The 14,146-nt window shown below is 63.7% G+C and carries 14 protein-coding genes; 11 read left to right on the top strand and 3 right to left on the bottom strand.

The genetic code is table 11. The features are described from left to right. Positions 1-119: 119 nt before the first annotated feature. From ACIPZB_RS22125 to ACIPZB_RS22110, 4 genes are all read left to right on the top strand, one after another. Positions 120-917, top strand: coding sequence for a hydroxymethylpyrimidine/phosphomethylpyrimidine kinase (locus ACIPZB_RS22125; protein ID WP_400642649.1), 798 nt, complete (start codon positions 120-122; stop codon positions 915-917). A 14-nt stretch (positions 918-931) separates the two neighbouring features. Beyond that, the gene (thiE, locus tag ACIPZB_RS22120) at positions 932-1,555 is read left to right on the top strand and encodes a thiamine phosphate synthase (RefSeq protein WP_008092871.1); all 624 of its coding nucleotides are present in this window, start codon (positions 932-934) and stop codon (positions 1,553-1,555) included. 17 nt (positions 1,556-1,572) lie between these two features. Continuing rightward, positions 1,573-2,856, top strand: a complete 1,284-nt coding sequence (hemL, locus tag ACIPZB_RS22115; RefSeq protein WP_400642648.1) for a glutamate-1-semialdehyde 2,1-aminomutase — start codon at positions 1,573-1,575, stop codon at positions 2,854-2,856. Between the two features lie 257 nt (positions 2,857-3,113). Continuing rightward, on the top strand, positions 3,114-3,659 hold the full coding sequence (locus ACIPZB_RS22110; protein ID WP_008101205.1) for a tetratricopeptide repeat protein: 546 nt from the start codon (positions 3,114-3,116) through the stop codon (positions 3,657-3,659). On the opposite strand, the gene ACIPZB_RS22105 is transcribed toward ACIPZB_RS22110, so the two are convergent. Further along, positions 3,660-3,986 (bottom strand): DUF1820 family protein, encoded by a 327-nt coding sequence (locus ACIPZB_RS22105; RefSeq protein WP_400642647.1) that lies wholly within the window; start codon positions 3,984-3,986, stop codon positions 3,660-3,662. It abuts the gene before it with no gap. A 275-nt stretch (positions 3,987-4,261) separates the two neighbouring features. On the opposite strand from ACIPZB_RS22105, the gene ACIPZB_RS22100 reads away from it, so the two are divergent. Genes ACIPZB_RS22100 through lnt form a run of 4 tightly spaced genes read left to right on the top strand, consistent with a single transcriptional unit; the run spans position 4,262 to position 8,117 of the window. Next, the gene (locus tag ACIPZB_RS22100) at positions 4,262-5,260 is read left to right on the top strand and encodes a PhoH family protein (protein ID WP_400642646.1); all 999 of its coding nucleotides are present in this window, start codon (positions 4,262-4,264) and stop codon (positions 5,258-5,260) included. Beyond that, the gene (ybeY, locus tag ACIPZB_RS22095; RefSeq protein WP_400642645.1) at positions 5,253-5,726 is read left to right on the top strand and encodes an rRNA maturation RNase YbeY; all 474 of its coding nucleotides are present in this window, start codon (positions 5,253-5,255) and stop codon (positions 5,724-5,726) included. The genes ACIPZB_RS22100 and ybeY overlap by 8 nt, the downstream gene beginning before the upstream one ends. A 25-nt stretch (positions 5,727-5,751) precedes the next feature. After that, entirely contained in the window at positions 5,752-6,591 is an 840-nt protein-coding gene (locus ACIPZB_RS22090) for an HlyC/CorC family transporter (protein WP_008099804.1), read from the top strand. Positions 6,592-6,599: 8 nt separating this feature from the next. Beyond that, the gene (gene lnt, locus ACIPZB_RS22085; protein ID WP_400642644.1) at positions 6,600-8,117 is read left to right on the top strand and encodes an apolipoprotein N-acyltransferase; all 1,518 of its coding nucleotides are present in this window, start codon (positions 6,600-6,602) and stop codon (positions 8,115-8,117) included. Positions 8,118-8,243: 126 nt separating this feature from the next. On the opposite strand, the gene ACIPZB_RS22080 is transcribed toward lnt, so the two are convergent. Next, positions 8,244-9,005 (bottom strand): YdcF family protein, encoded by a 762-nt coding sequence (locus tag ACIPZB_RS22080; protein ID WP_400642643.1) that lies wholly within the window; start codon positions 9,003-9,005, stop codon positions 8,244-8,246. Positions 9,006-9,137: 132 nt separating this feature from the next. Continuing rightward, the gene (locus ACIPZB_RS22075) at positions 9,138-9,452 is read right to left on the bottom strand and encodes a hypothetical protein (RefSeq protein WP_400642642.1); all 315 of its coding nucleotides are present in this window, start codon (positions 9,450-9,452) and stop codon (positions 9,138-9,140) included. A 228-nt stretch (positions 9,453-9,680) separates the two neighbouring features. Between ACIPZB_RS22075 and leuS the strand changes: the two genes are divergently transcribed. From leuS to holA, 3 genes are all read left to right on the top strand, one after another. Further along, positions 9,681-12,287 carry a leucine--tRNA ligase gene (gene leuS / locus ACIPZB_RS22070; RefSeq protein WP_400642641.1) on the top strand — a complete coding sequence of 869 codons (2,607 nt, stop codon included), beginning with the start codon at positions 9,681-9,683 and terminating at the stop codon, positions 12,285-12,287. Between the two features lie 61 nt (positions 12,288-12,348). Continuing rightward, a complete protein-coding gene (lptE, locus tag ACIPZB_RS22065; protein ID WP_400642640.1) occupies positions 12,349-12,954 on the top strand; it encodes an LPS assembly lipoprotein LptE in 606 nt (201 codons plus the stop codon). Between the two features lie 37 nt (positions 12,955-12,991). Next, entirely contained in the window at positions 12,992-14,029 is a 1,038-nt protein-coding gene (gene holA / locus ACIPZB_RS22060) for a DNA polymerase III subunit delta (RefSeq protein WP_008100482.1), read from the top strand. Positions 14,030-14,146 lie beyond the last annotated feature (117 nt).

Below are 14,146 nucleotides of genomic sequence, written 5' to 3'. Positions count from 1 at the left end.
GAAAAGGCTCTAGGGCAATGCTTTCAGACAATATTAACGATTAAAGCTGACCGCATGATCAACAAATCTCGCTTGTAGGACGATCCGCACAAATGGGATTGGTGGTAAGCTCGCCGACCATGAATACCTACAGCTCCCGCCCCGTTGTCCTCTGTCTCTCCGGCCACGACCCAAGTGGCGGCGCCGGCCTGCAGGCAGATATCGAAGCCCTGATCGCCCAAGGCTGTCACGCCGCACCGACCGTGACCGCCCTGACCGTGCAGGATACCGTCAATGTTTCCGACTTCCGCGTGCTCGACCGCGAGTGGGTGCTGGCCCAGGCCAACGTCGTGCTGGCCGACTCCAGGGTCGCTGCCGTCAAGCTAGGCATGCTCGGTTCGATCGACATGGTCGACACCGTCGCCGAACTGCTGGCTGCCCACCCGCACCTGCCGCTGGTCTGCGACCCGGTACTGCGTGCCGGTGGCGGTGGCCGCCTGGGCAAGGACGAAGTCGGCTATGCCTTGCGCGAACGCCTGCTGCCGTTGGCGACCATCGCCACGCCGAACCTGCCCGAAGCACGCATCCTCGCCGAGCTGCCTGAAGGTACGGCAGACGAATGTGCAGAAAAATTGTTGCCGTTCTGTAGACACCTGCTGATTACCGGTGGTCACGGCGACGAAGACGAAATCCACAACCGCCTGTACAGCCGCGACGGCCAAAGCCACACCTGGACTTGCCAGCGCCTGCCCGGCAGCTACCACGGCTCGGGCTGCACCCTGGCCAGCGCCCTGGCCGGCCGCCTGGCCCTGGGCGAGCAGTTGCAAAGCGCAGTACGCAGCGCCCTGGACTACACCTGGCGCACCCTGCGTGACGCAGAACAACTGGGCAAAGGCCAGTTCGTCCCGCGCCGCCTGCCCCTGGACTTCTGCTCCTGATACGAGGCCTTCAGATGAAGCTACGCGGTCTGTACGCGATCACCGACAGCCAGCTGCTCGCCGGCCGTTTCCTGTCCCATGTCGAAGCGGCGCTGGAAGGCGGCGTGTGCCTGCTGCAGTACCGCGACAAAAGTGACGACGCTGCCCGTCGCCTGCGCGAGGCTGAAGCCCTGATGAAGCTGTGCGAGCGCTACGGCACCCAGCTGCTCATCAACGACGATGCCGAGCTGGCCGCGCGCCTGGGCGTCGGTGTTCACCTGGGCCAGACCGACGGCCCGCTGACCCCGGCCCGTGCCCTGCTCGGCCGCCAGGCCATCATCGGCTCGACCTGCCATGCCCAGCTCGACCTGGCCCGGCAGGCCGCCAGTGAAGGCGCCAGCTACGTGGCTTTTGGCCGTTTCTTCAATTCCGTGACCAAGCCGGGCGCACCCGCCGCCAATGTCGAGCTGCTGGAGCAGGCCCGCGCCGAGGTCAAACTGCCGATCGCCGTGATCGGCGGCATCACCCTCGACAACGCCGCCCCGCTGGTCGCCCATGGCGCTGACCTGCTGGCGGTGATCCATGGCCTGTTCGGTGCCGACAGCGCGCAGGAAGTCACCCGCCGCGCCCGCGCCTTCAACGCCCTGTTCGCTTCCTGATTTCGAGAGAAGATCCCATGTCCCGTTCCGAAACCCTGTTCGCCCAAGCCCAGAAGCACATCCCGGGCGGCGTCAACTCGCCGGTCCGCGCCTTCAAGAGCGTGGGTGGCACCCCGCTGTTCTTCAAGCATGCCGAAGGCGCCTATGTAGTCGATGAAGACGACAAGCGCTACGTCGACTACGTCGGCTCCTGGGGCCCGATGATCCTCGGCCACGGCCACCCGGACGTGCTCGATGCAGTGCGCAACCAGTTGCAGCACGGCCTGTCCTACGGCGCACCGACCGCCATGGAAACCGAGATGGCCGACCTGGTCTGCTCGCTGGTGCCGTCGATGGAAATGGTGCGCATGGTCAGCTCGGGTACCGAGGCGACCATGAGCGCCATTCGCCTGGCCCGTGGCTACACCGGCCGCGACGCCATCATCAAGTTCGAAGGCTGCTACCACGGTCACTCCGACAGCCTGCTGGTCAAGGCCGGCTCGGGCCTGCTGACCCAGGGCGTACCGAGCTCGGCCGGTGTACCGGCGGACTTCGCCAAGCACACCCTGACCCTGCCGTTCAACGACATCGCCGAGGTCGAGAAGACCCTGGCCGAGGTCGGCCAGACCGTGGCCTGCATCATCGTCGAACCCGTGGCCGGCAACATGAACTGCGTTCCCCCGGCACCGGGCTTCCTCGAAGGCCTGCGCGAGCAGTGCGACAAGCACGGCGTGGTGTTGATCTTCGACGAAGTGATGACCGGTTTCCGCGTCTCGCTCGGTGGCGCCCAGGGCTACTACGGCATCAAGCCGGACCTGTCGACCTTCGGCAAGATCGTCGGTGGCGGCATGCCGGTCGGCTGCTTCGGCGGCAAGCGCGAGATCATGGGTTGCATCGCCCCGCTCGGCCCGGTCTACCAGGCCGGCACGCTGTCGGGTAACCCGCTGGCCATGGCCGCCGGCCTGACCACCCTGAGGCTGATCAGCCGCCCAGGCTTCCATGCCGAGCTGACCGATTACACCAGCCGCATGCTCGATGGCCTGCAGCAGCGCGCCGATGCCGCTGGCGTACCGTTCGTCACTACCCAGGCAGGTGCCATGTTCGGCCTGTACTTCAGCGGTGCCGACGACATCGTCACCTTCGATGACGTGATGGCCAGCGATGCCGAGCGCTTCAAGCGGTTCTTCCACCTGATGCTCGAAGGCGGGGTTTACCTGGCACCGAGCGCGTTCGAGGCAGGGTTCACTTCTATCGCTCACGGCGAAAAAGAGCTGCAGATCACCCTGGATGCGGCTGAGCGGGCGTTTGCCAAACTGAAGTAATTTGGCGCTTGTACCGGCCTCATCGCCGGCAAGCCGGCTCCCACAGATGACCCACAGTTACTGAAATATGTGGGGTACCTGTGGGAGCCGGCTTGCCGGCGACGAGGCCGGTCAGGGCAATAAAAGTCCTTCAGCCATGAGCAAGTTTCCCCACCAACACAGAAATTCGAGTAAAACTTTGTAAGGTTGGCGCTGCTTATCCCATAATGTGCCACCAGAGACATTGGCCGCAGCTTTGCAGAGGTAAGTCGATCCCCATGAACCGCACCGGCCGCGCCCTGACCTTGGGCTGCCTGTTGCTTCTTTCGCCTCTGCTGGCCCTGGCGGAGGGCGGTAACTCGTTGCTGATTCCGGCAACGGGCCGCTGCACGCTCAATGTTCAGCCAGAAGACCTGGAAAATGCCCTCAAGGCATGCGAACAGACGGCGACGACCGGGGATGCCCAGGCGCAGTTCGAATTGGGTGAGTACTACTACACGCAAACGCCCAAGGACCTGAAAAAGGCCCTGGACTGGTTCGAGAAAGCCTCGCTGCAAGGCCATGCCGAAGCCCAGTACCGCCTCGGTGCCATGTTCTTTCATGGCGAAGGGGTCAAGGCCAACAACGTGCAGGCCTATATCCTGCTGAAGATGGCCGCGGTCAACGGCGCAGAAGATGCGCTGGACATGGCCGACGAAGTGACCGAGCAAATGCCCCGCGACGAGCTGGAGCATGCCACCCAGGTACTCGGCCAGATCTTCCGCAAATACCTGCTGGAACTGCAGAGCGCCGAAGGGCGCACGCCGTTCTCGCCCCTCCCCTGATCACTTCTCGGGCATCGGCACCGGGAACGGCATGACATTGCCGCCCCCCCTGGCCTCGCTGATCTTTGCCGTCCCCAGGCGCTCCACCTCATCGATACGCACGATCGAATGCATCGGCACGAAGCTGCGGATCACGCCTTCGAACTGGTTCTTGAGCTTTTCCTCGCTCGGATCGACCACCACCTGGGTGCGCTCACCGAAGACGAATTCCTCGATTTCCAGAAAACCCCACAGGTCGCTCTGGTAGATCTGCTTGGCATACATCTCGAAGACCTGCCCCTGGTTGAGGAAGATCACTTTATAGATGGCGGGTTCGCGTTTGCTCATGGTGGGCGGGATAACACATGCGTAAGAAAAGTCGCGCATCATAGCAGACAGGCCTGTTGAGCTGGGCTGCCCGTACTGGCCTCATCGCCGGCAAGCCGGCTCCCACAGGTACAGCACAGGCCTGAAGCGCGGTGCTGTACCTGTGGGAGCCGGCTTGCCGGCGATGAGGCCCGCACAGGTTGCACTACCGTTGAACGTTTCAGTGCTTTCACCACTGCCCTTCAAGGGTTATTCTTGAGTTCACCTACATTGCCGTCGAGCGGCTAAAAACGACCTTGAACGCACCCATACAACCTCATCGCTTCATCCTCGAACCTTTCGAGGCCCACCGTTTCGCCAACTTGTGCGGCCAGTTCGACGAGCACCTGCGCCTGATCGAACAACGCCTGGCTATCGAGATCCGCAACCGCGGCAATCAATTCGAGCTGATCGGCGAACCCAAGACCACTTCCGCTGCCGAGCAACTGCTGCGCCGCCTCTACCGCGAAGCCAAGGCCACCGAGCTGTCGCCGGAGACCGTGCACCTGTACCTGCAGGAGTCGACCGTCGAGAACATCGACAACCCGGCCGTCAACGAGGTCAGCGTCTCGCTGCGCACGCGCAAGGGCAACATTCGCCCGCGCGGTGTCAACCAGCAGCGCTACGTCAAGGAGATCCTGGCCAACGACATCAACTTCGGCATCGGCCCGGCCGGTACCGGCAAGACCTACCTGGCCGTGGCCTGCGCCGTGGACGCCCTGGAGCGCGAGCAAGTCCGCCGCATCCTGCTGGTACGCCCGGCGGTCGAGGCTGGCGAGAAGCTTGGATTCCTGCCCGGCGATCTGGCGCAGAAGATCGACCCGTACCTGCGCCCGCTGTACGACGCCCTGTATGAAATGCTCGGCTTCGAACACGTGGCCAAGCTGATCGAGCGCCAGGTCATCGAAATCGCCCCGCTGGCCTACATGCGCGGTCGTACCCTGAACAACAGCTTCATCATCCTCGACGAAAGCCAGAACACCACGCTCGAGCAGATGAAGATGTTCCTCACCCGCATCGGTTTTGGTTCCACCGCGGTGATTACCGGCGACATCACCCAGGTCGACCTGCCCCGCGGCACCAGGTCGGGCCTGGCCCATGTGATCGAGGTCCTGCGGGACGTTCCGGGGATCAGCTTCACCCACTTCCAACCCAAAGATGTGGTTCGTCACCCACTGGTGCAGCGTATCGTCGAAGCCTACGACCGCTTCGAGGGACGCCAGGCCAACCCCGAGGCGCCCGGCAAAGATGCTTGAACTTGACCTGCAACGGGCCACGGATGCCGCTGCCCCGGATGACGCTGCCTTCCGCCGCTGGTGCGAGCTGGCCTTGCGCCAGCGCACCGCCGACTCGGAAATGACCATTCGCCTGGTCGACGAAGCCGAAGGCCGCGAGCTCAACCACACTTACCGGCACAAGGACTACGCGACCAATGTGCTGTCCTTCCCTGCCGACGTGCCCGACGAACTGCTCGATATCCCGCTGCTGGGCGACCTGGTGATCTGCGTGCCAGTGGTCGAGCGCGAGGCCGCCGAACAGGGCAAGGCGCTGGAAGCGCACTGGGCACACCTGGTCATCCACGGCTGCCTGCACCTGCTCGGCTACGACCACATCGAGGACGATGAGGCCGAAGAAATGGAAGCGCTGGAACGGGAATTGCTGGCAGAACTGGGTCACCCTGACCCGTATGCCGACGATGAAACCGAATCAATCACACACTGATACACCAAGGATCACGAGAACCGCCATGAGCGAAGATCGATCGAGCAACGGGCAGAAGTCCTGGTTGGGTAAACTGACCCAGGCTTTTGCCCATGAGCCGAAAAACCGCCAGCAGCTACTGGAGCTGCTGCGCGAAGCCCATCAGAACAAGCTGCTCGACAGCGAAGCGCTGACCATCGTCGAAGGCGCCATCCAGGTCGCCGACCTGCAGGTGCGCGACATCATGGTCCCGCGCTCGCAGATGATGAGCATCAAGGCTACCCAGTCGCCTCGCGAGTTCCTGCCAGCGGTGATCGACGCCGCGCACTCGCGCTATCCGGTGATCGGCGAAAGCCATGACGATGTGCTCGGGATCCTGCTGGCCAAGGACCTGCTGCCGCTGATCCTCAAGGAGAACGGCGACAGCTTCAACATCAAGGACCTGCTGCGCCCGGCCACCTTCGTGCCGGAGTCCAAGCGCCTGAACGTGCTGCTGCGCGAGTTCCGCGCCAACCACAATCACATGGCCATCGTCATCGACGAATATGGCGGCGTGGCGGGCCTGGTGACCATCGAAGACGTGCTCGAACAGATCGTCGGCGACATCGAAGACGAGCACGATGTCGAGGAAGACAGCTACATCAAGCCACTGCCCAGCGGCGATTTCCTGGTCAAGGCCCTGACGCCGATCGAGAACTTCAACGAGTTCTTCGACAGCGAATTCTCCGACGACGAATTCGACACCGTTGGCGGCCTGGTGATGAGCGCCTTCGGCCACCTGCCCAAGCGCAACGAAACCACCGAGATCGGCGCCTACAAGTTCCGTATTCTCAACGCCGACAGCCGGCGGATACACTTGCTGCGCCTGACACCGATCACCCGCTAAGGACAAACATGCGTTGGATCACCCGCCCCGGCTGGCCCGGTAACCTGCTGGCCTTGGCGGCCGGCGCATCTACCCTCCTGGCCCTGGCGCCATTCGACATCTGGCCGCTGGCCTTGCTATCGATCGCCATGCTCTACCTCGGCCTGCGCGAGCTCAGCCCGCGTCAGGCCATGTGGCGCGGCTGGTGGTTCGGCTTCGGTCTGTACGGTGCCGGCACCTGGTGGATCTACGTCAGCATGAACACCTACGGCGGCGCCTCGCCGCTGTTGGCCATCGTGCTGCTTCTGGCGTTCTTCGCCGCCCTGGCCTGGTTCTTCGCCCTGCCCACCTGGCTCTGGGCGCGCTGGTTGCGACGCAACGAAGCGCCCCTGGCCGACGCCCTGTGCTTCGCGGCCCTGTGGTTGCTACAAGAGGCGTTCCGCGGCTGGTTCCTGACCGGTTTCCCCTGGCTGTATGCCGGTTACAGCCAGCTGGACGGCCCACTGGCCGGCCTGGCGCCACTCGGTGGCGTGTGGCTGATCTCGTTTACCCTGGCATTGAGCGCGGCACTGCTGTGCAACCTGCAGCGCCTGCGCGCCCGCCCGTCGTTCCTGGCCGTAGGCGTCGCGCTGCTGTTGGCGCCGTGGGTGGTGGGCATGGCCCTCAAAGGCCACGCCTGGACCAAGCCCGCTGGCGATCCGCTGAAGGTCGCCGCGCTGCAGGGCAATGTCGAGCAGGAACTGAAATGGGACCCGGCACATATCGATGCGCAGCTGGCCCTGTACCGCGACATGAGCTTCAGCTCCAAGCCGGTGGACCTGCTGATCTGGCCGGAAACGGCGGTGCCGATCCTCAAGGATCAGGCCCAGGGCTACATCGATGTGATGGGCCGCTTTGCCGCCGACCGCCACTCGGCGCTGATCACCGGCGTGCCCGTGCGTGAGGTGGTGCACCACCAGCGCCGTTACTACAACGGCATCACCGTCACCGGCGAAGGCGACGGCACCTACCTCAAACAAAAGCTGGTGCCGTTCGGCGAGTACGTGCCGCTGCAGGACATGCTCCGCGGCCTGATCGAGTTCTTCAACCTGCCGATGTCGGACTTTGCCCGTGGCCCTGAAGACCAGCCGCTGCTGCAGGCCAAGGGCTACCAGATCGCCCCGTACATCTGCTACGAGGTGGTCTACCCAGAGTTCGCCGCAGGCCTTGCCGCGCGTAGCGACCTGTTGCTGACCATCAGCAACGACACCTGGTTCGGCACCTCCATCGGCCCGCTGCAGCATTTGCAGATGGCTCAGATGCGGGCGCTTGAAGCGGGGCGCTGGATGATTCGGGCCACCAACAACGGTGTGACCGCCTTGATCGACCCGTTTGGCAAGATCACCGTCGAAGTGCCGCAGTTCCAGCGGGCGGTGCTGTATGGGGAAGTGGTGCCGATGCAGCAGCTGACGCCTTATCTGCAATGGCGCTCGTGGCCGCTGGCGATCGTCTGTGTGCTGCTGCTGGGGTGGGCGCTGCTGGCGGGGCGTATCGCCAAGACCGTTTGAAGTTGACTGTTTTGGCCTCATCGCCGGCAAGCCGGCTCCCACAGGTACAGCACAGGATTCGAAAGCTGTGCCGTACCTGTGGGAGCCGGCTTGCCGGCGATAAGGCCGGTACAGGCAATACAACTCTCAATAAAACAACCGATACCCCACCAACCCCACCGCTTCATTAAGCAACTGTCCGCTCTGCCACATCGCCCGACTCTCCGGCAGCAACCCGCCAAACGGCCGCGCATGATCGCGCCCTAGGAACCCCACCGGCGCAGGTACCACCTCGAAACCCGCGCGCTCGAAGCTCCAGCGCGAGCGCTGCATATGCCAGGCCTGGGTGACCACGATCACTCGGCGAATCCCCAGCGGCTGCAAAATCTGGGCACTGAACAGGGCGTTTTCCCAGGTAGTGCGGCTAGCGCCCTCCTGCCATTTGACCTCGACAGCGAAATCCTCACGCAGGCGGTCAGCCATCAGCCGCGCCTCGCTCGGCGGTGTGCCAAAGTGCAGCCCGCCGCTGGTCAGCACCGGCAAGCCCGAGGCCTTGGCCAGCGCTGCGGCAAAGCGCATGCGCTCCAGCGCCGTAGCGGTGGGTTGGTCGGCACCACCCCAGGCCGGGTCACCGCGCTCGCGCCCCGCTCCCAGCACGACGATCGCGTCCGCCCTGCCCGCCAGGCCCGCCCACTCGTTCACCGGCACGGCGGGTTCGGTCTCCAGCAGGCGAGCAGCCTGCTGCACCACCAGCGGCAGGCTCATCAGCCACAAACCGCCCAGCCCCAGCGCAAAGCACAACGCCGCCAGCCGGGGCCGCCGTGCGCGCAGCCACCAGGCAAGCAGCAACAGCAGGAACAGGACGCCCGGCGGCATCAACCATTGCTTGATGAAGTATCGAATTGGCATCGGCTACACCTCCATGGACGGCGTGCAGCCTAAGAGGATCGGCGCCAGCCAACAAGTAGGCGGCAGGCGCCGATCGTGAGAAGTGTGTAGAAGAACCGGCGCGCGATGGCCTGCGCCTGGCGTCCTGAACGGCTAGCGATGCGGCAGCGTCCTGGATCTCGCCGTATTGGCGGGGCGTTGCTTGTCCTTGAGCCAGATGATCTTTGCCGTGCTCGGTTCCGCTTTTGGGTAAGTACCGGCGCAGGCATTTCGGCGTTCCGGGAGGGAATCCAGGTAGGCCTTGATCACTTCGAACTCTGCATGGCTCAGGCCACGCAACTCCAGCTCGGCTGGCATCTCGTCGCGTAATCGCACCGAAGTTCTGGCGACTTCCAGTGCCAGGCCAAGACGGTCGATCAGGCGTTCGTAAAGCTCCGGTTTGATTGCGGGTAGCTGCGTCTCTCCCATCCGTTCACCTCATTGAAGATAAAGAATATCTCCCCCCACACATGAGCTTAGCGTCGCTGCAAAAAGCAGCCGGTTGCAGCGACCAGCGGCCATTCGCAATCAGGGTTTCCCACGATACGCGGCGCTGCTGTATGCTACGGCGTTCACCCTCACGACACCGGAGTGCCGGACGCAGCGAGGTTCCGCTGCCTGGAACAAGGTCTCTTATCTCTCAGCCAAAAAGTAGCCATGCACGAACAATACACGCCCCGTGATATCGAAGCCGCCGCCCAGAAGTTCTGGGACGAGCAACAATCGTTCGCTGTTACCGAACAGCCAGGCAAAGACACTTACTATTGCCTATCGATGTTCCCGTACCCGAGCGGCAAGCTACACATGGGCCACGTGCGCAACTACACCATCGGCGACGTGATTGCCCGCTACCAGCGCATGCTGGGCAAGAACGTCCTGCAGCCGATGGGCTGGGACGCCTTCGGCATGCCCGCGGAAAACGCGGCGATGAAAAACAACGTCGCCCCGGCCAAGTGGACATACGAAAACATCGACTACATGAAGACCCAGCTCAAGAGCCTGGGCCTGGCCGTCGACTGGGCACGTGAAGTCACTACCTGCAAGCCGGATTACTACCGCTGGGAACAGTGGCTGTTCACCCGCCTGTTCGAGAAAGGCATCATCTACCGCAAGAACGGTACCGTGAACTGGGACCCGGCCGACCAGACCGTGCTCGCCAACGAGCAGGTCATCGACGGCCGCGGCTGGCGTTCGGGCGCGCTGATCGAGAAGCGCGAAATCCCGATGTACTACTTCCGCATCACCGACTACGCCGACGAGCTGCTGGAAAGCCTCGACGAGCTGCCGGGCTGGCCTGAGCAGGTCAAGACCATGCAGCGCAACTGGATCGGCAAGTCGCGCGGCATGGAAGTGCAGTTCCCGTACGACCAGGCGAGCATCGGCCATGAAGGCACCCTGAAAGTCTTCACCACCCGTCCGGACACCCTGATGGGCGCGACCTACGTCGCCGTGGCCGCCGAACACCCGCTGGCCACCCAGGCTGCCCAGGGCAACCCGGCGCTGCAGGCGTTCATCGACGAGTGCAAGAGCGGCAGCGTCGCCGAAGCCGACATGGCCACCCAGGAGAAGAAGGGCATGGCCACTTCCCTGCTGGTCGAGCACCCGCTGACCGGCGAGAAGCTGCCGGTATGGGTCGCCAACTACGTGCTGATGCACTACGGCGATGGCGCCGTGATGGCCGTGCCGGCCCACGACGAGCGCGACTTCGAGTTCGCCCACAAGTACAACCTGCCGGTCAAGGCGGTGGTCCGCACCAGCGCTGGCGATGAAGTCGGCAGCGAGTGGCTGGCCGCCTACGGCGAGCACGGCCAGCTGATCAACTCTGGCGAGTTCGACGGCCTGGACTTCGCCGGTGCGTTCGACGCTATCGAAGCTGCCCTGATCCGCAAGGAACTGGGCAAGTCGCGCACCCAGTTCCGCCTGCGCGACTGGGGCATCAGCCGCCAGCGCTACTGGGGCTGCCCGATCCCGATCGTCCACTGCCCGTCGTGCGGCGACGTGCCAGTGCCGGAAGACCAACTGCCGGTCGTGCTGCCGGAGAACGTGGTGCCGGACGGCGCCGGTTCGCCACTGGCGCGCATGCCTGAGTTCTACGACTGCAACTGCCCGAAATGCGGCACCGCGGCCAAGCGTGAAACCGACACCATGGACACCTTCGTCGAGTCGTCCTGGTACTTCGCCCGCTACGCCTCGCCTAACTACGACAAGGGCCTGGTCGATCCAAAAGCGGCCAACCACTGGTTGCCGGTCGACCAGTACATCGGCGGTATCGAGCACGCGATCCTGCACCTGCTGTATGCACGCTTCTTCCACAAGCTGATGCGTGACGAAGGCCTGGTCACCTCCAACGAGCCGTTCAAGAATCTGCTGACCCAAGGCATGGTGGTCGCCGAGACCTACTTCCGCACCGCCAGCAATGGTGGCCGTGAATGGTTCAACCCGGCCGACGTCGAAGTGGAACGGGATGCCAAGGCCAAGATCATTGGCGCACGCCTGATGACCGACGGCCTGCCGGTGGAAATCGGTGGCACCGAGAAAATGTCGAAGTCGAAGAACAACGGCGTCGACCCACAGTCGATGATCGAAGCCTACGGCGCCGATACCTGCCGCCTGTTCATGATGTTCGCCTCGCCGCCCGACATGAGCCTGGAGTGGTCCGACTCCGGCGTCGAAGGCGCAAGCCGCTTCCTGCGCCGCGTCTGGCGCCTGGCCCAGGGCCACGTCAGCCAAGGCTTGCCGGGGAAACTGGACATCGCCGCCCTGAGCGACGAGCAGAAGGTCATTCGCCGGGCTATCCACGCCGCGATCAAGCAGGCCAGCACCGATGTCGGCCAGTTCCACAAGTTCAACACCGCCATCGCCCAGGTGATGACCGTGATGAACGTGCTGGAGAAGGCGCCGCAGGCCAGCGAGCAAGACCGTGCCCTGCTGCAGGAAGGCCTGGAGGCCGTCACCCTGCTGCTGGCGCCGATCACCCCGCACATCAGCCACGCACTGTGGCAGGCGCTGGGCCACGCCGAGTCGGTCATCGATGCCACCTGGCCAAGCGTCGACGAACAAGCGCTGGTGCAGGACACCATTACCCTGGTGGTACAGGTCAACGGAAAACTGCGTGGCCAGGTCGAGATGCCTGCCGCTGCCAGCCGCGAAGAAGTCGAAGCCGCCGCCCGCAGCAACGAGAATGTCCTGCGCTTCATCGATGGCCTGACCATCCGCAAGGTCATCGTGGTACCGGGCAAACTGGTCAACATCGTCGCCAACTGATGGCAACGCCCACCCGCAGCCAATGCGGGTGGGCGGTATCGGCCCACAAGGGAGCAACAACATGATCAAACGCAATCTGCTGGTAATGGGCCTGGCCATCATGCTCAGCGCCTGCGGTTTCCAGCTGCGCGGCACCGGCACCAACGAACTGAGCATCAAGGAAATGGACGTCAGCGCGCGTAACGCCTACGGCCAGACGGTGGTTCAGTTGCGCCAGGTGCTGGAGCATAGCGGCGTCAACGTCCACGCAGGCGCGCCTTACCGCCTGGTGCTGACCGACGAACAGGAAAATCAGCGTGCCGCCAGTTACGGTGGCGGCAGCCGTACCGCCGAATACGAGCTCACCACCACGCTCAAGTACAGCATTCTGGGCCTGAACAACCTCGAACTGCTCAACGACAAGGTTGAAGTACGCAAGATCTACGTGCGTGACAGCTCCAACATCACAGGTTCCGACCAGGAAGCCACCCAGGCACGCACGGAAATGCGTCGCGACCTGGTGCAGTCGATGGTCGCGCGCCTGCAGGTCCTGACGCCAACTCAGTTGGACGAGCTGCAGCGCAAGGCCGACGAACGCGCCAAGGCCGAAGCCGAGGCACTGGAGGCCGCGCGCCGCCAGCAGGCGGAAACGCCTCAACAGTCTCCACTGGAAATCCCGGGCCAGTAAGCCCGTGCGGGGCACTTCGGTGCCCCGCCTGTTTCCCATGAAACTCGCCCCCGCCCAACTTAACAAGCACCTGCAAGGTGGCCTGGCCCCGGTCTACGTGGTCAGCGGCGACGACCCGCTGCTGTGCCAGGAAGCCGCCGACGCCATCCGCAATGCTGCTCGCCAGCAAGGTTTCGACGAACGCCAGGTGTTCAGTGCCGACGCCAACTTCGACTGGGGCACCCTGCTCCAGGCCGGTGCCAGTTTGTCCCTGTTTGCCCAGCGCCGCTTGCTGGAACTGCGGTTGCCGTCCGGCAAGCCCGGCGACAAGGGCGCTGCAGCGCTCATGGAATACTGCGCCAGGCCTGCCGAAGACACGCTGCTGCTGATCAGCCTGCCCAAGCTCGATGGCAGCGCGCAGAAGACCAAGTGGGGCAAGGCGCTGATCGAAGGCGCTCACTGCCAGTTCATCCAGATCTGGCCGGTGGATGCCCAGCAGTTGCCGCAGTGGATCAACCAGCGCCTGGCCCAGGCTGGCCTTTCTGCGCAACGCGATGCGGTCGACCTGATCGCCGCGCGGGTAGAAGGCAACTTGCTGGCCGCTGCCCAGGAAATCGAAAAGCTCAAGCTGCTTGCCGAGGGCAACCAGATCACCGTGGAAACGGTCCAGGGCGCCGTAGCCGACAGTGCGCGCTTCGATGTCTTCGGCCTGGTCGATGCCATTCTCAATGGCGAAGCCGCGCATGCCCTGCGCATGCTCGAGGGCCTGCGTGGCGAAGGGGTCGAGCCACCGGTGATCCTCTGGGCGCTTGCCCGTGAACTGCGGCTGCTGGCTGGCTTGGCCCAACAGTTCAGCCAGGGCGTGCCGCTGGACAAGGCCTTCAGCCAGGCCCGGCCGCCGGTGTGGGACAAGCGTCGACCGTTGGTCAGCAAGGCCCTGCAACGGCTTTCCGCACAGCGTTGGGCGCAATTGCTGCAGGATGCCCAGCGCATCGATGCGCAGATCAAAGGGCAAGCCGAAGGATCGCCGTGGACAGGATTGTCGCGGTTGTCGTTGTTGATGGCCGGGCAACGGTTGGTCTTGCCGCCCGAGTAACATTCAAGGGCCCTATCGCCGGCAAGGTGTTCTGGTCAAGTTTTGCCGGACACCGATTACGGTGATCACGCTGCCTGTTGCTCCATAGCTATTGGCGACAGGTAGTTGTTATAGCTG

The organism is Pseudomonas sp. NPDC089396, from assembly GCF_044749545.1.
Classification (GTDB): domain Bacteria; phylum Pseudomonadota; class Gammaproteobacteria; order Pseudomonadales; family Pseudomonadaceae; genus Aquipseudomonas.
Note: the sequence above shows the minus strand (reverse complement) of the source record. Positions and strands in the feature narration are given on the sequence as shown.